Origin of the sequence: Marinovum sp. (assembly GCF_034669705.1) — a bacterium.
Lineage (GTDB): Bacteria > Pseudomonadota > Alphaproteobacteria > Rhodobacterales > Rhodobacteraceae > Marinovum.
On record NZ_JAXMOR010000002.1, the window covers coordinates 180,401 to 200,311 of the forward strand.

Here is a 19,911-nt window from a genome sequence, read left to right on the forward strand (position 1 = left end):
GCGTTTCACCCGGCCCCGGTCAGGCCGCCGCGCGCCGCCTGCGGGCCAGGCCCAGCGAGACGAGCGCCACCGCCAGAGCCAGCAGCACCAGCGCCGCCGCCCCTGCCAGGTAGAGCATGAACGCCGCCCCCAGCCCCTGCCCCAGGCCCGCCGGCAGAAGGCCCGTCAGCGCCGCCGGCAGCGCGCCGGTCAGCGCCACCGCGCCCAGGGTCGCTGCCAGCCAGCCCAGCACCGCCAGCGTCGCCAGCAGCATCAGCGCCCTGACCCGCGGCGCGCGAAAGCGCCAGCCGCGGCGCAGGGTGGCCTGCATCCGGCCGAGGTCCTGCTGGATGGCGACCAGCGCCGGCACCACCAAAAGCACCAGCCCCATGCCGAAGCCCAGCCCGTAGACCAGGGTGATCACCGTCGGCTTGAGGAACTGTGCCTGTGACGAGCGCTCGAACAGCAGCGGCGCCAGCCCCAGCACGGTGGTCGCCGTGGTCAGGAAGACCGGCCGCAACCGGTCGGCCGCGCCTTCGATGATCGAGGGCACCAGCCCGCGGTCTCTGGCGTATTCGTCGATGGTGCTGACCAGCACGATGGAATCGTTGATGATGATCCCGGTCATGCCCAGCATCCCCACCACCGTGAACATGCTCAGCGGCACCTCCCAGTAATAATGGCCATAGATCGTGCCCACCAGGCCGAAGGGGATGATCGACATCACCACCAGCGGCCGGGTCCAGCTGGCAAAGACCCAAGACAAGACGAGATAGATGCCCAGCAGCACCAGGATCAGCCCGTTGCGGGCGTCGGAGAGGAAGTCGTTCTCCTGCTCGGACAGGCCCGAGATCCGGTAATCGACCTGCCGCTCCTCGGCGATCTTCGGCAGCACCTCGGATTGCAGCACTTCCTGGATCTCCTGCGCCCGGGCCGGGTCATCCTCGGAGATGTCGCCGGTGACCGAGATCAGCCGGATGCCGTTCTCGCGCCGCACGGTGGAAAAGCCGGTGCGCCGGGTGACGCTGACGATATCGGCCAGCGGCACATAGGACCCCGAAGCCGCGCGCAGCTGGGTGCGTTCGAGGAAATCGGCGGTCAGCTCGCCCTCGGGCAGCTCCACCCGGATCGCGGCCGAGCGCGGCCCGTCGGGATAGGTCGCGGCCTCGATCCCGCCCAGCCGGTGGCGCAGCACCGTGCCCAGCCCGTCGATGGTAAAGCCCAGCGCCTGGCCTTGTGCGGTGAGCTCGAGGATCAGCTCTTCCTTGTCATAGGCCAGGTTGTCCTCGACCGCCGAAACCTCGGGGAAGCGACCGAGCGCCTCCTTCAGATCTTCCGAGGCACCCTTGAGCACCTCTGACGAGGCGCCATAGAACTGCACGTCGAGGGCATCGCCGCCCGGACCGGAGCGCCAGCCGCGAAAGCTCACGGTTTCCAGCATCGGGTGGCCGCCGACCGCGTCCTGCAGGGCGGCGACGAACTGAAAGCTGGAATAGGGCCGCAGGTCCGGGTCGATCAGCTCGATCGAGATCGCGCCGAGCTGGTAGCTCTCCTTGGTGTCGGTGCCGGCAAGGCCGCGGCCGGCGTTGCCGCCGATCTCGGCGATGACATAGTCGATCGGGTTGCGGCCATGCTCGGCCTCATACTCATCGCCCAGCGCCTCGGTGGCGCGCTGCATCTCGCGCATCATCTCGAGCGTGTCCTGCCGGCTGGCGCCGGGCGCCATGGCGAAATTGCCGGTGACCGAGGACTGTTCGGGGGCATTGAAGAAGCGCCATTGCACGTCGCCCCGGATGAACAGCGCCACCTGGCTGGCCAAGAGCACCACCGCGCCGGCCAGCACCGCATAGCGCGCCCGGACCACCACCGCCATGACCCGGCGGAAGATCACGTCGCGCACCCAGCGGAAGCCGCGGTTCACCTGACGCGAGGGCCAGTCGTACCAATGCTCCTTCGACTGGTGCACCAGCGCATGCGCCATGTGGTTGGGCAGGATCAGGAAGCATTCCACCAGCGAGGCCAGCAGCACCACGATCACGGTGAAAGGAATGTCGGAGATCAGGTCGCCGAAGCGGCCGGAGATCGCGGTGAGACCAAAGAAGGCGATCACCGTGGTCAGGGTCGAGGCAAAGACCGGCATCGCCATGCGCCGCGCGGCGTTCTCGGCCGCCACCACCGGGCGCTCGCCCAGCCGGCGATAGCGGAAATCGGCATGTTCGCCCACCACGATCGCGTCATCGACCACGATGCCCAGGGTGATGATCAGCGCGAACAGCGAGATCATGTTGAGCGTCAGCCCGGCCGCGAACATCAGCGCGATGGTTGCCGCCATCGCCACCGGAATGCCCGCCGCCACCCAAAAGGCGATGCGGGCGTTGAGGAACAGAAACAGCAGCGCCAGCACCAGCGCCAGCCCCATCGAGCCATTGTCGAGCAGGATGTCGAGCCGGCCGGTGATCGCCTCGGCGCGGGTGCGGATCAGATCGATTCTCGTGCCGTCCGGCAGGGTCGCCTCGAGCGTTTCGGCAACCTCCTCGACGGTGCGCTGGATCTCGATGGCGTCGCCCTGGTTCGAGCGGTCGACCCGGACCGAGATCGCCGGGTTCTCGCCCACGAAATAGCTGCGGTCGCGGTCGATGCCCTCGACCCGGACGGTGGCGACGTCGCCGATGGTCAGCTTGGAGCCGTCGTCATTGGAGCGCAGGGCGATGGCCTCGATCTGGTCGGCCGAGCGCTTCTCGACCCCGGTGCGCACGCGGGTGTTGGCGCTGGTCACGTCGCCGGCCGGGTCGGCATCGACCTCGGCGGCGATGGCGGCGGCGATCTGGCTCATGGTGACGTCATGGCGGATGAGCGCCACCGAGGGCACCTCGACGATGGTCTGCGGCGCGGCAAGGCCGCGGATGGTCGAGCGGGTGACGCCTTCGGCAAAGAGCCGCACCACCATCTCGTCGGCAAAGCGCGCCAGCTGGTCGACGCCGACCGGGCCGGTGATCACCACGTCGGTCACCCGATCGCGCCAGCCGCCGCGGCGGATGCTCGGATCGTCGGCCTCTTCCGGCAGGTTCGAGACCGCATCGACCGCCGCCTGCACGTCATCGCCGGCGCGGGCCATGTCCCAGCCCGGTTCGAACTCGAGATCGATGCTGGCGCGGCCCTCGCGAGAGGTGGACTCCGCGCTCTCGACGCCTTCGACGGCCAGAAGCGCGGGCTCGAGGATCTGGACGATGGCGGCGTCGACGTCCTCGGCCCCGGCCCCGTCCCAGTTGACCGAGACCGAGACCTCGTCGACGATCACGTCTGGAAAGAACTGCGCCCGCATGTTGGGCGCGGCCATCACCCCGGCGGCGACCAGCAGCACCAGCAGCAGGTTGGCCAGGGTGCGGTGGCGGGTGAAGTAGCTGAGGATGCCGCCGGGGCCGGGAGGAAGATCGCGGATCATGGGCGGGTCTCCGGAGCAGGTATGACGGGGTTGGCTGGCGTGACGGTGAAGCACCGCGGCTTCAGGCGCGGAGCAAGGCCGCGGGTCACTACGCGATCACTTGCGCGGAAATCAGCAAGACGCTGTCCGATTGCCGAAGGCCCGCATCCGGCGTGATCCTGCAGAAGCAGTTGGAAACGGGACCGGCGAATGATGACTGGCACCGCCCGGTCGTTCGTGAGCCCGCAGCGCGCTACAAGGCCGCGGGCCACCGCGCGATTGCCGACCCGCCCCGCCGCCCCAAGGGTGCGCCGTCCAAGAACCGCACGCGTTGAGCGTGACGGGCGGCGGTTTGGTGAAGCTGGGCGCACTACTGTGAGGTTGTACGGATTTCGCCGGCATAAAGTGGCGGATTGCCAGGCTCGGATCGCCACCCCGCGGATCGGCGATCGCGCGGCTTGGCGCTTGGTTGCACCGTCGTGACGCCTCATCCCTTCACCCCCCCATCCGTTCCTCGATCCGCAGCACCACCTGTGCCGGCACCTTTTCCTGCTCCAGCTGCGTCAGGATCCGCGCCTTGGCATCGTCCGGCATCCGTGCGTTGCCCTCGACAAAGGCGCGGATCTTTGCCCGTCGTTCGGCGGTCAGCTCCAGCATCTCGGGCTCTACCGGCGCGGCAGCCGCCCCCGGCCGCAGCGCCCGAACCTTGATCCCGGCGCCCAGCAGCGGCGTCCGTTCGGCCACCACGCTGCGCCCCGCCAGACCCTGCGCGCGCACCAGCACGTCATCGCCCTGCCGGCGCAGCAGGCTCACCTGCATCTCTTCCAGCCGGTCCTCGGCATCGAGCACCAGCACCCGGCTCGCCGCGTCCAGCGCCGAGGAGGGCAGCCGCACCACCCGCTCGAGCGGCGGTTCCTCGATCTCGACGGTGACGAAATCACCCGGTTTCAGCCCGCGCACCAAATCGAGCCGGGCAAACAGCAGCCGCCCGGTCTGGCCCTCGCCCACCGCGGCACTGTCGCGCACCAGCACGCCCTCGCTGACCAGCGCAGAGCCCAGCACATCCAGCGTCACCTTCACCGGCGCGCGCGCCAGCGCCCCCTGCGTATCCAGCAGCCTGGCATATTGCGCCGTCGACACCCGGAACGAGACCTCGAGCGCCGTCGGATCGACCAGCCGCGCCAGTTGCTCGTTGTTCGACACCAGCCGGCCGAGGGTGGCGTTCACATCCGCCAGCGTGCCGTCAAACCGCGCCGTGATCCGGGTGTCGTCAAGCCGCCGCTGCGCCTCGGCCAGCGCGATCTCGGCGCGCTGCAGGGCGGTGGCGGCCTGGCTGACCCGGCTTTCGGCCTGGGCCACGGCCTGACGCCGCGTGAGCACCGATTGCCGCGCCGAAGAGGCCGCGAGCTCGGCGGTCTCGACGCTGGCGGCGGTGCCGACGCCGCGGCTCAGCAAGTCGCGCTGGCGGTCATAGGCCTTTTCGCGCAGGGCGGCCTGTTCCTCGGCCGACTGCAACTCGTCACGCGCCAGCACCAGCGCGCTCTCGGCCTCGGCCTGTTCGGCGCGGGCGTCGAGCCGGTCGGACTGCACCCGGCCCAGCGCCAGTTCGGCATCGCCGGGATCGATCTGCACCAGCAGCGTCCCTTCCCGGACGCGTCCGCCTTCCTCGAAGCTCTCGGCCAGTTCGACGATCTTGCCGGCGCTGGCGGCGCGCACCTCGAGCTCACGGCGGCTCTGCACCTCGCCAAAGGCGGTCAGCACCGGGGTCACGGTCTGCGGCGCGGCCTCGACCACGTTGACGGCAAACACCCGCTCGCGCGCCTGCGGCACCCGCCGTTCCTGGTTGATCCGGGCCTCGACCGCCTCGCGCACCAGCGCGCCGGCATAGACCAGAAGGCCCAGCGTCAGGGACAGAAGAAACAGGCCGGTCAGGCTCTGGCGTAGGAACCGCATGCGCGACATCCCCGTAATCGTTGAACACAGGTTGCCGGTGCCCCGCTCCGCTCGCACCGGTTTGACATTGATACGCGCTTATCGGCTATTTCCGTCGCTGATGCTCGGTCAATCGCGGCAATATCTCGACAAAGTTACAGGGGCGGTGGCGATAATCGAGCTGAAAGCCCAGAATTTCATCCCAGGCGTCCTTGCAGGCACCGGGCGAGCCGGGCAGCGCGAACATGTAGGTGCCGTTGGCCACCCCGCCGGTGGCCCGGCTCTGCACGGCGGAGGTGCCGATCTTGGCCATCGAGACATGGGTGAAGACCGTGCCGAAGGCCTCGATCTCCTTGTCATAGACGTCGCGATGCGCCTCGACCGTCACGTCGCGGCCGGTGAGACCGGTGCCGCCGGTCGAGATCACCACGTCGATGTCCGGATCAAGGCTCCAGGCGCGCAGCTGGGCGGCGATCTCGGCGCGCTCGTCCGGCAGGATGCGGCGCGCGGCCAGCTCATGGCCGGCGGCGGCGATGCGGGTGGCCAGAACATCGCCCGAGCGGTCCTCGGCCAGCGTGCGGCTGTCGCTCACCGTCAGGATGGCAATGCGCACCGGGATGAAGTCGCGGCTGTCGTCGATTGGGCTCATAGAGGGGTCTCGCGGGATGGCAGGCTCAGCCGAGGCGGGCCTTGAGGGAGAGGAGGTCGGCCCAGGCCTCGCGCTTGAGATGCGGCTGGCGCAACAGGTAGGCCGGGTGGAACATCGGCAGGGCGGGCTTGCCATAGGCCTCGGTCCAGCTGCCACGGAGCCGGGTGATGCCGCGTTTGCCGAGGCCCGCGTCGCAGGAGATATTGCCGACCAGCACCAGCAGATCGGGCTGCGCCAGCGCCACGTGACGCGCGACGAAGGGGCGCATCATGGCGATCTCGTCGGGCAGCGGGTCGCGGTTCTGCGGCGGCCGCCAGGGCAGAACATTGGTGATGTAGACGCTCTCGGCACGGCTCAGACCGATGGCGGCGAGCATCCGGTCGAGCATCTGGCCGGCCTGGCCCACGAAGGGACGGCCCTGCCGGTCCTCCTCGCGGCCGGGCGATTCGCCGATGATCATCACCCGCGCGCCGGGGGTGCCATCGGCAAAGACCGTGTTGCGGGCACCGCGCCGGAGCTCGCAATGGGGAAAGGCCGCCAGCGCCGCCTGCAGCCCGGCCAGATCCTGCGCCGCCGTCGCCATCTGCTGCGCCTCGGCCACCGGATCGGCCGCCGCAGCAGCCATGGGCGCACCGGTTGCGGCGTCCACCGGGTTCGCCTCCTCGGCCCTTGCGGCCCTCTTCGGCTGTTCCGGCGCGGCGGGCACGGCATAGCGGTCCACCGGCGTCTCGCCGAGGGTGTCGAGCACCCCGGCCTCGATCTGCCATTCCAGCGCCGCGCGCAGGCTCATGTGTTGGTGATAGTCCATCGCCGCGATCCTACCCCGCCCGGTCTCCGAAGGGAAACGCTCTGCCTGACGTTCCTTGCCAAATCCGCAAATCCGCGGCCAGCCGAAAGTGCCCCCATTGAACGCATCCGCCCCCGCTCCTATAACCGCAGCCAACCCGAACCGGAGCAGGTCATGACCTTTACCCAGCGCCACCTTCTCGGCATCGAGCCGCTCCACCCGTCAGAGATCACCGCGCTGCTCGATCTGGCCGATGACTACGTCCGGCTCAACCGCGACAAGCGCCACGGCGACGCGCTGGCCGGGCGCACCCAGATCAACATGTTCTTCGAGAACTCGACCCGCACCCAGGCCTCTTTCGAACTGGCCGGCCAGAGGCTTGGCGCGCATGTGATGAACATGGCGATGCAGGCCAGCTCGATCAAGAAGGGCGAGACGCTGATCGACACCGCGCTGACGCTCAACGCCATGCATCCCGACCTGCTGGTGGTGCGTCATCCGCATTCCGGCGCCGTCGACCTGCTTGCACAAAAGGTCAACTGCGCGGTGCTGAATGCCGGCGACGGGCGGCACGAGCATCCGACGCAGGCGCTCTTGGACGCGCTGACCATCCGCCGGGCCAAAGGCCGGCTGCACCGGCTCAACATCGCGATCTGCGGCGACATCGCCCATTCCCGGGTGGCGCGGTCGAACATCCTGCTCTTGGGCAAGATGGAGAACCGGGTGCGCCTCGTCGGCCCGCCGACGCTGCTGCCGGCCGGGATCGATGCCTTCGGGGTCGAGGTCTATGACGACATGCGCGAAGGTTTGAAGGACGTCGACGTGGTGATGATGCTGCGGCTGCAAAAGGAGCGGATGGACGGCGGTTTCATTCCCTCCGAGCGGGAATACTACCACCGCTACGGGCTCGACGCCGAGAAGCTGGGCCATGCCAAGCCCGATGCCATCGTCATGCACCCCGGCCCGATGAACCGCGGGGTCGAGATCGACGGCGAGATTGCCGATGACATCAACCGCTCGGTCATCCAGGAACAGGTCGAGATGGGCGTGGCCGTCCGCATGGCGGCGATGGACCTGCTGGTCCGCAACCGGGCCTCCGCCCCCACAGAAGGGATCATGACATGAGCGACATTCTCGAAATACCCGCCGACGAGCACGGTCTGGTGCGCGTCTTCACGCTGGAGCTGCCGCTCGACGAGGCGCAGACCCTGCTCGACGACGACGCCCGCGCGCTGCAGCGGATGACCGGGGCCACCGCGCTCGACCCAGATCACATCGACCTGTTCGACATGAACGACCTCTCAGGCATGCCGCTGGCCGATTACCTGGCCGAGGGCCACGGCATCCCCGACGACGAGCTGGCGCCGATCCGCGCCCAGCTCGAGCGGGTCAAGGGCCGGGTCATGGTGATGCGCTCGGCCGCCTTCGAGCGGATCGGCCAGCAGCTGCGGGTGACCCATCCGCTGCGCTGGATCGCCACCTTCGGCGAGGCCCGCGACCCGGTGCCGCTGGAAAAACCCCGCGCCGAGAGCGCTTCGGCGCCGGAAACCCCTGAGCCCCCCGCCGCCGCCGCGCCGGAGCCCGCGGGCCGGCCGATGCGCCCCGGGCTGATCATCGGCGCGGTGGTGGCGCTGGCGGTGCTCGGCGTGGTGCTCTGGGCGCTGGCATGAGCGCCGGCGCCGGCAGGCCAATGACAGTGACGCAAAGGACGCGCGATGCAGGAACCCAATGACCCGAAGATGTCGGGCCGCGTCGCCACGGTGGCGCTCTTGGTGATGTTCGCGCTGGTCGGCGTGATGATCTGGATCGCGGGGTGAGGGCGATGGATGAGCAGGAACAAGTGCTCTTCTCTTACTGGGATACGTTCGAATCGCTGATCGCCTCAGGGTCCGGCCCCGTGCAGGCAGTTGCCCCGACCAAGTTGACATGGGTTGCCCATGATGTCGGGTTCGAAGGTGCGTCCCTCAATGTAGCATTGGTGCCAAGTAGACACGAAATTCGCGTCGAATTGTTCATGGATGGCGATCACGCCCATGCGTTGTTCGATCGTCTGCACCGACAGCGGGACGAAATCGAAACCCAGATCGGATCAACTCTCATCTGGGAGCAGAAGGTCGGCGTCCGGCGCCGGAAGACCTACGTGAAGAACGACGGCTTGGACTTGAATGCGACGTCCAATTGGCGAAATCAACACAGCTGGATAGCCGATATGCTGAACCGATTTCATATCACCTTCAATCCGCTCCTTTCGCGCATTGACCTAACTTCGCTGCAAAAGGGTGATAGATGACCTCGCTCCTGCTGACAAACGCCCGGCTGATCGATCCCGAGGCCGGCACCGACAGCCCCGGCTGGCTGCACCTGCGCGACGGGGTGATCGTCGCCACCGGCAGCAATGCGCCGCCGCAGATCGACAACGTGCTGGATTGCGGCGGCAAATGCCTCGCGCCCGGCATCGTCGACATCGGCGTCAAGGTCTGCGAACCGGGCGAGCGCCACAAGGAGAGCTATGCTTCCGCCGGCCGCGCTGCGGCCGCAGGCGGCGTCACCACCATCGTCACCCGCCCCGACACCACGCCGGCGATCGACAGCCCCGAGGGGCTCGAGTTCGTCGCCCGCCGGGCGCAGGCCGATGCGCTGGTGCATGTCCATCACATGGCCGCGCTGACCAAGGGCCGGCAGGGCCGCGAGATGGCCGAGATCGGCTTCCTGCTCGATGCCGGCGCGGTGGCCTTCTCCGATTGCGACGTGGTCATCCGCGACACCAAGGTGCTGAGCCGCGCACTGACCTATGCCCGCTCGCTCGGCGCACTGGTGATGCTGCACCCGCAGGAGCCGATGCTCTCCGACGGGGCGGTGGCCACCTCTGGCAAATTTGCCTCGCTGCGCGGCCTGCCGGCGGTCTCGGCGATGGCCGAGCGCATGGGGCTCGACCGCGACATCGCGCTGATCGAGATGACCGGCGTGCGGGCGCATTTCGACCAGATCACCACCGCCCGCGCCCTGCCGGCGCTGCAGCGCGCCAAGCGCAACGGGCTCGACGTCACCGCCGGCATCTCGATCCATCACCTGACGCTGAACGAGATGGACGTGGCCGATTACCGCACCTTCTTCAAGGTCAAGCCGCCGCTTCGGGCCGAGGACGACCGGCAGGCGATGATCGAGGCCCTGCGCGACGGGCTGATCGACGTGATCTGCTCGATGCACACGCCGCAGGATGAGGAAAGCAAGCGCCTGCCCTTCGAGGAAGCGGCCTCCGGCGCGGTGGCGCTCGAGACGCTCCTGCCGGCGGCGCTGCGGCTCTATCACGCCGAGGCGCTGACCCTGCCGCAGCTGTTCCGCGCGCTGAGCCTCGCCCCGGCGCGGCTACTGGGGCTCGACGCCGGCCGGCTGGCCGCCGGGGCGCCGGCCGATCTGGTGCTGTTCGATGCCCATGCGCCCTTCGTGCTCGACCGGTTCGAACTGCGGTCGAAATCCAAGAACACGCCGTTTGACGGCGCCCGGATGCAGGGCCGCGTTCTGGCGACCTTCGTTTCCGGCCGCCGCGTGTATGGAGAACCCTGATGCCGGTGCTGGAAACCGCCCTTGGCGGGCTGATCCTCTGGGCCGTGATCGGCTACCTGCTGGGCTCGGTGCCCTTCGGCATGGTCATCGCGCGGGCGCTGGGGCTGGGCGATCTGCGCAAGATCGGCTCTGGCAACATCGGCGCCACCAACGTGCTGCGCACCGGCAACAAGCCGGCGGCGCTGGCGACGCTGATCCTCGATTCGTTCAAGGGCGCCATCGCGGTGCTGATCGCCCGCTGGCTGGCAGCCGAGGACGCGGCGCAGCTGGCCGGGCTGATGGCCTTTCTCGGCCATTGCTTCCCGGTCTGGCTGGGATTTCGCGGCGGCAAGGGCGTGGCCACCTTCCTCGGATTGCTGCTCGGACTGGCCTTTCCGCTGGGGCTGGCGGCCTGCGCCACCTGGGTGGTGGGCGCGGCGCTGACCCGGATCTCCTCGGCCTCGGCGCTGCTGGCGGCGGCTCTGGCGCCGCTTTGGGCCTGGCTGCTGGGCTATCCGTCGATGGTGGTGCTCTGCGCCGTGCTGGCCCTGATCGTCTGGGCCAGGCATCAGGCGAACATCCGGCGGATCCTGAGCGGTGAAGAGCCGCGGATCGGCAGGAAGCGCTGAGGGCCCTTGACCCCCGGACCGGCTCTTGCCTGACGAATGGACAGGATCGATCAGCCGAAAGGATCAATTTTGCGATTCGGAGCGCATGTGGCAATGTTGAAGCCTCTGATGCCGTTTTCTGGAGCGACAAGATGATCATTCGATCCACGCGACCTGTCACCAGTGTCGTGCAAAACACCCGGAATGTCGAAGCCATTGCCGAAGGCGATTCCGTAGCACTTTCCGAACAGTCGGATACCGACAGCGAAGCGCAGGCTGTGTTGGACAACTATTCCGAGCTGGATGAAAACAGAAAGGCAATCGTCCGGTCCGTCATCGAAAAGGCGGATTACAAGTTCGACGACAATTCGGGCGGTGAATTCGTCACTGCCGCGATGGCCGGTCTCGGCGGCGCGGGTCTCGCTGCCCTGTCGGGCAGGACCGATGTGTTCTCGCTCATCGGTGGCGCGGCCGTGGGCATTGCAGCTGGTTATGGCGGCCACAAGGTGGGTGCCGCGATCTGGGAGAAGGTGGAAAAGACCGACGGAAAGATTGTCCTGGAGAGCAAGGCAGGACAAATGCCCTCTATCACCGCCTCATGGAGTTTTTCGTCCTGAAGCCTTTGGGATGCGGGTCCGGTCAACGCGGACCCGCAGGATCTCAGAGCGCCTTGCGGGCATTCAGCGCGGCGGTGATGGTGCCGTCGTCGAGGTAGTCGAGCTCGCCGCCGATCGGCACCCCCTGCGCCAGCGAGGTCAGGGTCACCCGGCCCCCGAGCTGGTCGGCGATGTAATGCGCGGTGGTCTGGCCGTCGATGGTGGCGTTGAGGGCGAGGATCACCTCGGTGACGCTCTCGGCCGAAATCCGGTCGACCAGCCGCGGGATCGAGAGCTCCTCGGGGCCGACCCCGTCGAGCGCCGAGAGGGTGCCGCCGAGCACGTGGTAGCGACCCCTGAAGACGCCCGAACGCTCCATCGCCCAGAGGTCGGCCACGTCCTCGACCACGCAGATCATGCCGTTGGCGCGTTTCTCGCTGTCGCAGATGTCACAGATGTCATTGGTGCCGATATTGCCGCAGTTCAGGCATTCGCGGGCGCTGGCGGCGACATCGCTCATCAGGTCGGCCAGCGGCGTCATCAGCAGGCCGCGCTTGCGGATCAGGTGCAGCACCGCGCGCCGCGCCGAGCGCGGTCCGAGGCCCGGCAGCTTGGCCATGAGCTCGATCAGCGCGTCGATGTCGCGGGTGGCGTTCACGGCCGGGCCTCGCCCGGCAGCGGAATGCGGGTGACGGTAAACCCCTGGTGGCGCAGCAGCGCCACGAGGCCGGTCTCGCCCGGCAGGTGAAAGCCGCCGACCGCGACGAACACCCCGCCCGCGGCCAGCTCGGCCCGGGCGGTGGCGATGAAGGCCCGGTTGCGGGCGGTCAGAAGGTGGCGGTTGACCCGGTCGACGGCACCGCCGCCGTCGGCCAGCACCGCGCCCACCACCGCCCGGTCCCAGGCCATCAGCAGGCCGAGCCTGCCCGAAAGGTAAAGCGCCATCTGGCTGGCGCGCTGCGCCGTGGTCAGACCGGGGTCGAGATAGGCGCCGTAGACATTGAGGAAATCCACCGCGAAGCCGGCATTGCCGGGCTGGTCGAGATGCCGGTGGATGCGGTCGGCCGGCTCGAGCGGCAGGATGTCCGCGCCCCCGATCTGACCGAGCATCTGGATCCGCCCGTCCTGGGTCGGCAGCACGCCGGCCGAGAAATCGTTGCAGGGATCGGAGAGCAGCAGTTCGGCCAGCGCGCCCGGGGTGAGCCGCTCAGGCGCGCCGCGGCCCCAGCCCAGCCCTTCGGTGCGCAGCCGGATCCAGCCCAGCACCTGCGGGTCGAGCCCGTCGGGCGCCTCGGTCAGCGGCGTGTCGCGGTACCAGTCGGCGCTGTCGAACTGCGCGTCGAAGGCGGCCCGCGACGGCAGCACCGGGTCGATCTCGAGCGCCACCAGCCGGGCCTCGGCGATGCGCTGCTCGACCAGGTCGGGCAGCGCCAGGATGCGCGGATCGGCGGAATGCATCGTGCCCCAGAGGTGCGACACCGCGCCCGAGGGCGCCACCACCCGCCAGAACCGGCCGGTGGCATGAGCCATCGCGCCGGCCTCGGCCTGCAGCTCTTTGAGACTGGCGGGGGCGAAGGCGGCCTCGTCGAGCCGCGGTTCGGCCACGTCGCAAAGCGCCCGCGTGGCCCAGTCCTGGGCCTCGAGTGCGGTGCCGCCGAACAGCGCCGCCGCCAGTGCCAAGATGACGCCCCGGCCCGTCATCACCTCAGAACGGCAGCTTCATGTCTTTGGGCAGGCCCATTTCCTCGGTCAGCCGCGACATCTCGTCCTCGGCCTTCTGGGCGGCGCGCTGCTGGGCGTCCTTGATTGCGGCGAGGATCAGGTCCTCGACCACTTCCTTGTCGTCACCGTTGAAGATCGACGGGTCGATGTCGAGCCCCTTGAGCTCGCCCTTGGCGCTGGCGGTGGCCTTGACGAGGCCCGCGCCGCTTTCGCCGGTGACGGTCATGGCGTGCAGGTTGTCCTGCAGCTCGGTCATCTTGGCCTGCATCTGCTGGGCCTTTTTCATCATCCCGGCCATGTCGCCGAGATTTCCAAGTCCTTTGAACATCGGGAACTCCTATCGGGTTGCTTGAGGGTTAGATACGGGCGGCGGTGCCGGTCGGCAAGGGGCGCGCGTGTGGCCGGTGGCGGCGATGGGGGCTCTGCCCCCGGCCTGCGGCCTCCCCCGGAGGTTTATCCGGCAAGATGAAGATCGGGAGCCGCGCCCCGGGGCCGGCGTCAGTCTTCCTCGAAGGGGTCCCATTCGTCCTCGACCTCGGCCAGGGCGTCGGTCTGGGCCTGGGCTTCGGCTTCCTGCGGGGTATGGATGGCGGTGATCCGCGCCTTGGGAAAGGTGGCGAGCGCGGCCTGGACCAGCGGGTGCTCGGCGGCCTTGGCCTCGAGGGCCAGCCGGTCGGCATCGCGGGTCTCGACGATGGTGGGCGCCTCGGCACCGTTGACCAGGGTGACCGCCCAGCGGTTGCCGGTCCAGCGTTGCAGCGCGGTGCCGAGACGCTGGGCGAGATCGGGGGCGGCGCCCTCGGCCGGGGTGAACTCGATGCGGCCGGGCTGGTAGGCGGCGAGGCGGACGCCGGCCTCGACCTCGACCAGCAGCTTGACGTCGCGGTTCGAGCGGATCAGCTCGATCACATGCTCGAAGCCGGGGTAGCGGGCCAGCGCCTGGTCGGTGGCCAGGGCGACGACAGCGCTGCCGCCTGAGGCCGAGGGGCCGGACGGGCCCGGATGAGTGGGGCGAGCAATCCCCTGGGCGCTGGTCTGGGCGGCGGTCTGGGCATTGGTCTGGCGACCGCCGCCGCCGGTGGGCGGGGTCGGCACCGGGGCCTCGCCGAGCTTGCGGATCAGCTCTTCCGGGCTCGGCAGGTCGGCGACATGGGTCAGACGGATCAGCGCCATCTCGGCCGCCATCATCGCGTTGGGGGCCAGGGCCACCTCCTCGATCGCCTTGAGCAGCATCTGCCACATGCGGCTGAGCGCGCGCATCGGCAGGTCGGTCGCCATTTGTTGGCCGCGGGTGCGCTCATCCGGGGCGATGGTCGGGTCTTCGGCCGCGCCCGGCGTGATCTTGACCACCGAGATCCAGTGAGTGACCTCGGCGAGGTCGCGCAGCACCGCCATCGGGTCGGCGCCATCGGCATATTGCGCCGAGAGCTCAGACAACGCGCCGGCGGCGTCGCCCTTCATCACCAGGTCGAAGAGGTCCATCACCCGGCCGCGGTCGGCCAGCCCCAGCATGGCGCGGACCTGTTCGGCAGTGGTCTCGCCGGCGCCATGGCTGATTGCCTGGTCGAGCAGCGAGGTGGCATCGCGCGCCGAGCCCTCGGCGGCGCGGGTGATCAGCGCCAGCGCATCCTCGGCGATCTCCGCGCCCTCCGAGGTGGCGATGCGGCGCAGCAGGCCGATCATGTCCTCGGGCTCGATCCGGCGCAGATCGAAGCGCTGACAGCGCGACAGCACCGTCACCGGCACCTTGCGGATCTCGGTGGTGGCGAAGATGAACTTCACATGGGCGGGCGGCTCTTCGAGGGTTTTCAGAAGCGCATTGAAGGCCGATTTCGACAGCATGTGCACTTCGTCGATGATGTAGACCTTGTAGCGTGCGGCCGAAGGCGCGTAGGCCACGCTGTCGATCACCGTGGAGCGGATATCGTCGACGCCGGTGTTCGAGGCCGCGTCCATTTCCAACACGTCGACATGGCGGCCCTCGGAAATGGCGATGCAATGTTCGCAGGCCCCGCAGGGCTCGGTGGTGGGGGCGCCCTGGCCATCGGGGCCGATGCAGTTCATCCCCTTGGCAATGATCCGCGCGGTCGTCGTCTTGCCGGTGCCGCGGATGCCGGTCATCATGAAGGCCTGGGCGATGCGGCCGGTCTCGAAGGCGTTCTTCAAGGTGCGCACCATGGCGCCCTGACCGACCAGATCGGCAAAGGTCTCTGGCCGGTACTTGCGCGCCAGAACCTGATAGGCGGGCTGCTGCGGGTCGCTCATCGTCGGGGCCTTTCTGTCCTGCGCCGAGGTCGGCTGTCAGGGTATTGCCTCGCGGGGCAGAGATCCAGTCGCTGTGGGGGGGCCGTCTGGCGCGCCGGGTCTCGGGAACGCCGGGTCTCGGGACCAAGGGCCGGCGATGAGGTCCCGGATCAGGTCCGGGACGCGGCTGGCGACTGCGCGCGGCCCGCCGCCCCGAAGCGGCCCGGCCCTAGCGGCGGCGGTCGCGGCGCGAGGACATCGGCTGGAAGGCGACGCCGACATGCGCCTCGCAATAGGGTTTGCCCTGCGACACCGGCAGCCCGCAGAACCAGAAATCCTCGGTTGCCGGATCGCCGACCGGCCATTTGCAGGTCCGTTCGGTCAGCTCCATCAGGGTCAGGCGCTTGGCCTTCTTCTCGATCTCGTTGACCTTGGCCAGCGCCTCGGGGCTGATCTCGTTGGCCGAGGGCTGCGGCGGCAGAGGCTGGCCGGCCGGGATGATCTGGCGGCGCGCCGGGGTCGAGGGCTTGGCGGCGGCGGGTTCCTCGGCAGCGGCCGCGACGGGCTCGGGGCGCGGTTTGACGTCGGCCTTGGGCGCGGGCTTGGCCTTGGCGTCCGGTTTCGGCGCCTTGGCGGGCTCGGGCTTGGCGGCGGCCGGGCCGGTGCCGGCCCCGGCGCGGTTCGACAGGCCGAGACGATGCACCTTGCCGATCACGGCATTGCGCGTCACGCCGCCCAGCTCCTTGGCGATCTGGCTCGCGGACTGCCCCTCGCCCCACATTTTCTTGAGCAATTCGACGCGTTCATCGGTCCAGGCCATGGATCATCCTTACGAGAAAAAGCGGCCTCGACAGCGGGCCGCTCTGGGAATTTCTGTGTGGCCCCTATTTTAATCACTGGTGGCTGAGTTACAAGGCCGCGAATCGTGAGCAGGAGGCAGCCATGAGCGAGACTGTGCAGGCGGGGACGGCCCCGGAAATGGGCATGCGGCGCTTTGGCCGGGTGAATTGGCTGGGGCTGGCGACGCTGTGCCAGCGCGAGATCCAGCGCTTTCTCGCGGTCTGGACCCAGACGCTGCTGGCGCCGCTGGTGACCGCGGGGCTGTTCCTGATGATCTTTTCCATCGCCATCGGCCCGCGCCGCGGCGACGTGATGGGCGTGCCCTTCACCCATTTCATCGCGCCCGGCATCCTGATGATGACGGTGATCCAAAACGCCTTTGCCAATACCTCCTCGTCGATCATGATCTCCAAGGTGCAGGGCAATATCGTCGACACCCTGATGCCGCCGCTGTCGCCCTTGGAATTGGTACTGGGCTATTTCGCCGGCGGCGTGGTGCGCGGGCTGGTCGTCGCGCTGGTGATTGCCGCCGGGCTCTGGGCGGTTCTGGGGTTGGGGCTGGCGCATCCGTTCTGGGCGCTGTGTTTCGTCATCCTCGGGGCGGCGTTCCTGTCGGGCCTCGGCATCATCGCCGGGATCTACGCCCAGAAATTCGACCAGATGGCGGCGATCACCAACTTCATCGTCACCCCGCTGGCGTTTCTCTCGGGCACCTTCTACTCGGTCGAGGCGCTGCCGCCGGTGCTGCATGAAATCACCCGCTTCAACCCGATGTTCTACCTGATCGACGGCGTGCGGTTTGGCATGATCGGGGTCTCCGACAGTGCGCCGGTGCTGGGGCTTGTGGTCTCGATCGTTTCGGCGGCGGCGGTGGCCGCGGTGGCCTGGAACATGTTGCGGCGCGGCACGAGGCTCAAGGCCTGAGCATGGCGCTTGCCTCGCCGCGCGCGCAGGACTAGACCCGCGCCATGTTTGACAACACCGATGACATCCACCCGCTCTTTGCCGATGCGCCCTCCTCGACGGAGTTCAAGAAGCTGCGCAAACGCATCGTCCGTCAGACCCGCGAGGCGATCGAGCACTACGGCATGGTCGAGCGTGGCGCGAAATGGCTGGTCTGCCTGTCTGGCGGCAAGGACAGCTATACCCTGCTGGCGGTGCTGCACGAGCTGAAGTGGCGCGGGCTCTTGCCGGTCGAGATCCTGGCCTGCAACCTCGACCAGGGGCAGCCGAATTTCCCGGCGACGGTGCTGCCGGAGTTCCTCGAGAAGATGGGCGTGCCGCATCGGATCGAATACCAGGACACCTATTCCATCGTGAAGGACAAGGTGCCGGCCGGCCGGACCTACTGCGCGCTCTGCTCACGTCTGCGGCGCGGCAACCTCTACCGGATCGCCCGCGAAGAGGGCTGCTCGGCGGTTGTGCTCGGCCATCACCGCGACGACATCCTCGAGACCTTCTTCATGAACCTGTTTCACGGCGGGCGGCTGGCCACCATGCCGCCAAAGCTGGTCAACGAGGAAGGCGACCTGTTTCTCTATCGCCCGCTGTCCTTCGTCGCCGAGGCCGACTGCGAGAAGTTCGCCAAGGCCTTGAAATATCCGATCATTCCCTGCGACCTTTGCGGATCTCAGGACGGGTTGCAGCGCCAGCAGGTCAAGCAGATCCTCGACGGCTGGGAGCGCAACAGCCCCGGCCGGCGACAGGTGATGTTCCGCGCGCTGATGAACGCGCGGCCCTCGCACCTGCTTGATTCGGGGCTGTTCGACTTTGCCGGGCTAGAGCGAAATTCGGAACAATTCGAGATAAGTTCCGGGAATGTTCCTGACCTGCGTTAACGCATGAGTGACCGGGCGCGGCTAATCCTGAAGCTCTCAGGGGTCAAGCTCGGACGGAACTTCTCATGCCGGACACCAATCCGCGACTGCCGCGCGCCGCTCAGCGTGTGTTGCACGATCTGACCGTCAGCCCGATGCTGCCGGCGCTGTTTCCGGCGCTGGCGCTTGGCGGCTTCTGGATCGGCGGCGAACCGCTGCTGGCGGCGCTGGCGATCGGAGTGCCACTGCTCTGGCTGGCGGTGCTGATCGGGCGGGCCAAGGTGCGGCCGGCGCGCACTGATCCGGTCACCGGCCTGCACCTGCGCGAGGGGTTTCCCGACCGGGTCGATGCGCTCCTGACCGAGTGTCGCAGCTCCGGGCGCACCACCGTCTGCTTCATGGTCGAGGTCGATGACGGGCCCGAGTTCTGCGAGCGATTCGGCGGCGATGCCTGCGACCGGGTGGCCGATACCCTGGCGGCGCGGCTGCGCACGGCGATGCGCGGGTCGGATTGCTTCGTGCGGCTCAGCGACTGGCGGATCGGCGTGGTGCTGGCGCCGCTGCGCCGGATCGATGTCGAATCCGCAGTGCAGATGGCCGCCCGGCTGCAATCCGAGCTCGAGGAACCGATCCGCATAGACCGGGCGCCGGTCTATGTCTCGGCCTGCATCGGCTTCTGCCTCGCGGCGCGTGCGCCCGACAAGAGCGGCACCGGGCTGATCGACGCCACCGTCGCCGCGCTCGACGAGGCGCGCCGCCATGGCCCGGGCGCGATCCGCGCCTTCTCTCCCGACCTGCAACGCAATCGCAACCAGCGCGTCGCCCTGATCGACGAGGCCGCCCGTGCGCTTGACGACGGCCAGATCTGCGCTTGGTACCAGCCGCAGATCTGCACCGAGACCGGGCGGATTTCCGGGCTCGAGGCGCTGGCCCGCTGGCGCCACCCGGTGCGCGGACTGATCCCGCCGGGCGATTTCCTGCCGGCGCTCGAGGCCGCGGGCCTGCTCGAGCGGCTGGGCGAGGTCATCCTGTTCCACGCCCTCTCGACGCTACGCGACCTCGATCGCTCCGGCTTTGCGATCCCGCAGGTCGGGGTGAACTTCACCGAGACCGAGCTGCGCAATCCCAAGCTCGTCACCCGGCTGCGCTGGGAGATCGACCGCTTCAGCCTCGCCCCGGAGCGACTGGCGGTGGAGATCCTCGAACATGTGGTCGCCGGCACGCCGGATGATATCGTCTCGCGCAATATCGCCGATCTCGCGGCCCTGGGCTGCACCATCGATCTCGACGATTTCGGTACCGGCCATGCCTCGATCACCTCGCTGCGGCGATTCGCCATCGACCGGCTCAAGTTCGACCGCTCCTTCGTGGTGAAATGCGACATCGACCCTGAACAGCAGCGCATGGTGACGATGATCCTGACCATGGCCGAGAAACTGGGCCTCGAGACCCTGGCCGAAGGGGTCGAGACCCTGGGCGAGAACGCCCTGCTGTCGCAATTGGGCTGCGGCCACGTCCAGGGCTTCGGTATCGCCATGCCGATGCCGGCCGACCAACTGGCGGAGTGGATCACCGATCACACCGCGCGGATCGCCAGACCGCCGGAAATCGCCCCCCTGCCCGGCCCTGCCACCCGCCGCAGCCCCTGAACCGGGCGGTCAAAGGCCTTTGACCCCGGGCGACCACGGGCCGCCTGTCGGCCCTGCCGCTGCGACAGGGTGCCCCGAATGGCCCCACGCCCGGGGAATATGGCACTCGGCCCTTGACCTTTGG

The 19,911-nt window shown here is 68.4% G+C and carries 17 protein-coding genes and 1 pseudogene; 9 read left to right on the plus strand and 9 right to left on the minus strand.

Features of this window, described 5'->3' with window-relative positions:
* Positions 1–19: 19 nt before the first annotated feature.
* The 4 genes from VOI27_RS02295 to VOI27_RS02310 all read right to left on the minus strand — a co-directional run bounded on the left by VOI27_RS02295 (position 20) and on the right by VOI27_RS02310 (position 6,789).
* On the minus strand, positions 20–3,421 hold the full coding sequence (locus tag VOI27_RS02295) for an efflux RND transporter permease subunit (protein ID WP_323763668.1): 3,402 nt from the start codon (positions 3,419–3,421) through the stop codon (positions 20–22).
* A 474-nt stretch (positions 3,422–3,895) separates the two neighbouring features.
* Positions 3,896–5,353, minus strand: a complete 1,458-nt coding sequence (locus tag VOI27_RS02300; protein ID WP_323763669.1) for an efflux RND transporter periplasmic adaptor subunit — start codon at positions 5,351–5,353, stop codon at positions 3,896–3,898.
* An 85-nt stretch (positions 5,354–5,438) separates the two neighbouring features.
* Positions 5,439–5,981, minus strand: coding sequence for a molybdenum cofactor biosynthesis protein B (gene moaB, locus VOI27_RS02305; RefSeq protein ID WP_323763670.1), 543 nt, complete (start codon positions 5,979–5,981; stop codon positions 5,439–5,441).
* A gap of 25 nt (positions 5,982–6,006) precedes the next feature.
* Entirely contained in the window at positions 6,007–6,789 is a 783-nt protein-coding gene (locus VOI27_RS02310; protein WP_323763671.1) for a uracil-DNA glycosylase, read from the minus strand.
* 153 nt (positions 6,790–6,942) lie between these two features.
* On the opposite strand from VOI27_RS02310, the gene VOI27_RS02315 reads away from it, so the two are divergent.
* The 6 genes from VOI27_RS02315 to VOI27_RS02340 all read left to right on the plus strand — a co-directional run bounded on the left by VOI27_RS02315 (position 6,943) and on the right by VOI27_RS02340 (position 11,536).
* On the plus strand, positions 6,943–7,893 hold the full coding sequence (locus VOI27_RS02315) for an aspartate carbamoyltransferase catalytic subunit (protein ID WP_323763672.1): 951 nt from the start codon (positions 6,943–6,945) through the stop codon (positions 7,891–7,893).
* Positions 7,890–8,438, plus strand: a complete 549-nt coding sequence (locus VOI27_RS02320) for a hypothetical protein (protein ID WP_323763673.1) — start codon at positions 7,890–7,892, stop codon at positions 8,436–8,438. Before VOI27_RS02315 ends, VOI27_RS02320 begins: the two co-directional genes overlap by 4 nt.
* A gap of 152 nt (positions 8,439–8,590) precedes the next feature.
* A complete protein-coding gene (locus VOI27_RS02325; protein ID WP_323763674.1) occupies positions 8,591–9,058 on the plus strand; it encodes a DUF4268 domain-containing protein in 468 nt (155 codons plus the stop codon).
* Positions 9,055–10,332 carry a dihydroorotase gene (gene pyrC, locus VOI27_RS02330; protein WP_323763675.1) on the plus strand — a complete coding sequence of 426 codons (1,278 nt, stop codon included), beginning with the start codon at positions 9,055–9,057 and terminating at the stop codon, positions 10,330–10,332. The genes VOI27_RS02325 and pyrC overlap by 4 nt, the downstream gene beginning before the upstream one ends.
* The gene (gene plsY / locus VOI27_RS02335; RefSeq protein WP_323763676.1) at positions 10,332–10,940 is read left to right on the plus strand and encodes a glycerol-3-phosphate 1-O-acyltransferase PlsY; all 609 of its coding nucleotides are present in this window, start codon (positions 10,332–10,334) and stop codon (positions 10,938–10,940) included. Before pyrC ends, plsY begins: the two co-directional genes overlap by 1 nt.
* Positions 10,941–11,071: 131 nt before the next feature.
* Positions 11,072–11,536: a hypothetical protein gene (locus VOI27_RS02340; RefSeq protein ID WP_323763677.1), complete on the plus strand. Its 465-nt coding sequence runs from the start codon at positions 11,072–11,074 to the stop codon at positions 11,534–11,536.
* 43 nt (positions 11,537–11,579) lie between these two features.
* On the opposite strand, the gene recR is transcribed toward VOI27_RS02340, so the two are convergent.
* The 5 genes and pseudogenes from recR to VOI27_RS02365 form a co-directional block, all read right to left on the minus strand.
* A complete protein-coding gene (gene recR, locus VOI27_RS02345; RefSeq protein ID WP_323763678.1) occupies positions 11,580–12,173 on the minus strand; it encodes a recombination mediator RecR in 594 nt (197 codons plus the stop codon).
* Positions 12,170–13,195: a TraB/GumN family protein gene (locus VOI27_RS02350; protein ID WP_323763679.1), complete on the minus strand. Its 1,026-nt coding sequence runs from the start codon at positions 13,193–13,195 to the stop codon at positions 12,170–12,172. The genes recR and VOI27_RS02350 overlap by 4 nt, the downstream gene beginning before the upstream one ends.
* Before the next feature lie 25 nt (positions 13,196–13,220).
* Complete coding sequence (locus tag VOI27_RS02355) at positions 13,221–13,565, minus strand: YbaB/EbfC family nucleoid-associated protein (protein ID WP_323763680.1); 345 nt, start codon at positions 13,563–13,565, stop codon at positions 13,221–13,223.
* Positions 13,566–13,735: 170 nt separating this feature from the next.
* A pseudogene (locus VOI27_RS02360) lies at positions 13,736–15,514 on the minus strand (DNA polymerase III subunit gamma/tau); the annotation flags it as partial.
* Positions 15,515–15,710: 196 nt separating this feature from the next.
* The gene (locus VOI27_RS02365; RefSeq protein WP_323763681.1) at positions 15,711–16,301 is read right to left on the minus strand and encodes a GcrA family cell cycle regulator; all 591 of its coding nucleotides are present in this window, start codon (positions 16,299–16,301) and stop codon (positions 15,711–15,713) included.
* A gap of 122 nt (positions 16,302–16,423) precedes the next feature.
* Between VOI27_RS02365 and VOI27_RS02370 the strand changes: the two genes are divergently transcribed.
* The 3 genes from VOI27_RS02370 (at position 16,424) to VOI27_RS02380 (ending at position 19,787) form a co-directional block, all read left to right on the plus strand.
* On the plus strand, positions 16,424–17,245 hold the full coding sequence (locus VOI27_RS02370; RefSeq protein WP_323763682.1) for an ABC transporter permease: 822 nt from the start codon (positions 16,424–16,426) through the stop codon (positions 17,243–17,245).
* 44 nt (positions 17,246–17,289) lie between these two features.
* Entirely contained in the window at positions 17,290–18,159 is an 870-nt protein-coding gene (gene ttcA, locus VOI27_RS02375; RefSeq protein ID WP_323763683.1) for a tRNA 2-thiocytidine(32) synthetase TtcA, read from the plus strand.
* Between the two features lie 65 nt (positions 18,160–18,224).
* Positions 18,225–19,787 carry a bifunctional diguanylate cyclase/phosphodiesterase gene (locus VOI27_RS02380; RefSeq protein ID WP_323763684.1) on the plus strand — a complete coding sequence of 521 codons (1,563 nt, stop codon included), beginning with the start codon at positions 18,225–18,227 and terminating at the stop codon, positions 19,785–19,787.
* Positions 19,788–19,911: the final 124 nt, after the last annotated feature.

Excerpts from the sequence above, each read along its gene's own strand:
- VOI27_RS02365 (WP_323763681.1), bottom strand. The coding sequence starts at position 16,301 with ATGGCCTGGACCGATGAACGCGTCGAATTGCTCAAGAAAATGTGGGGC.
- VOI27_RS02380 (WP_323763684.1), top strand. The coding sequence starts at position 18,225 with ATGCCGGACACCAATCCGCGACTGCCGCGCGCCGCTCAGCGTGTGTTG.
- VOI27_RS02340 (WP_323763677.1), top strand. The coding sequence starts at position 11,072 with ATGATCATTCGATCCACGCGACCTGTCACCAGTGTCGTGCAAAACACC.
- VOI27_RS02310 (WP_323763671.1), bottom strand. The coding sequence starts at position 6,789 with ATGGACTATCACCAACACATGAGCCTGCGCGCGGCGCTGGAATGGCAG.
- VOI27_RS02355 (WP_323763680.1), bottom strand. The coding sequence starts at position 13,565 with ATGTTCAAAGGACTTGGAAATCTCGGCGACATGGCCGGGATGATGAAA.
- VOI27_RS02370 (WP_323763682.1), top strand. The coding sequence starts at position 16,424 with ATGAGCGAGACTGTGCAGGCGGGGACGGCCCCGGAAATGGGCATGCGG.
- plsY (WP_323763676.1), top strand. The coding sequence starts at position 10,332 with ATGCCGGTGCTGGAAACCGCCCTTGGCGGGCTGATCCTCTGGGCCGTG.
- VOI27_RS02320 (WP_323763673.1), top strand. The coding sequence starts at position 7,890 with ATGAGCGACATTCTCGAAATACCCGCCGACGAGCACGGTCTGGTGCGC.
- VOI27_RS02295 (WP_323763668.1), bottom strand. The coding sequence starts at position 3,421 with ATGATCCGCGATCTTCCTCCCGGCCCCGGCGGCATCCTCAGCTACTTC.
- pyrC (WP_323763675.1), top strand. The coding sequence starts at position 9,055 with ATGACCTCGCTCCTGCTGACAAACGCCCGGCTGATCGATCCCGAGGCC.
- VOI27_RS02315 (WP_323763672.1), top strand. The coding sequence starts at position 6,943 with ATGACCTTTACCCAGCGCCACCTTCTCGGCATCGAGCCGCTCCACCCG.
- VOI27_RS02325 (WP_323763674.1), top strand. The coding sequence starts at position 8,591 with ATGGATGAGCAGGAACAAGTGCTCTTCTCTTACTGGGATACGTTCGAA.
- VOI27_RS02300 (WP_323763669.1), bottom strand. The coding sequence starts at position 5,353 with ATGCGGTTCCTACGCCAGAGCCTGACCGGCCTGTTTCTTCTGTCCCTG.
- ttcA (WP_323763683.1), top strand. The coding sequence starts at position 17,290 with ATGTTTGACAACACCGATGACATCCACCCGCTCTTTGCCGATGCGCCC.
- moaB (WP_323763670.1), bottom strand. The coding sequence starts at position 5,981 with ATGAGCCCAATCGACGACAGCCGCGACTTCATCCCGGTGCGCATTGCC.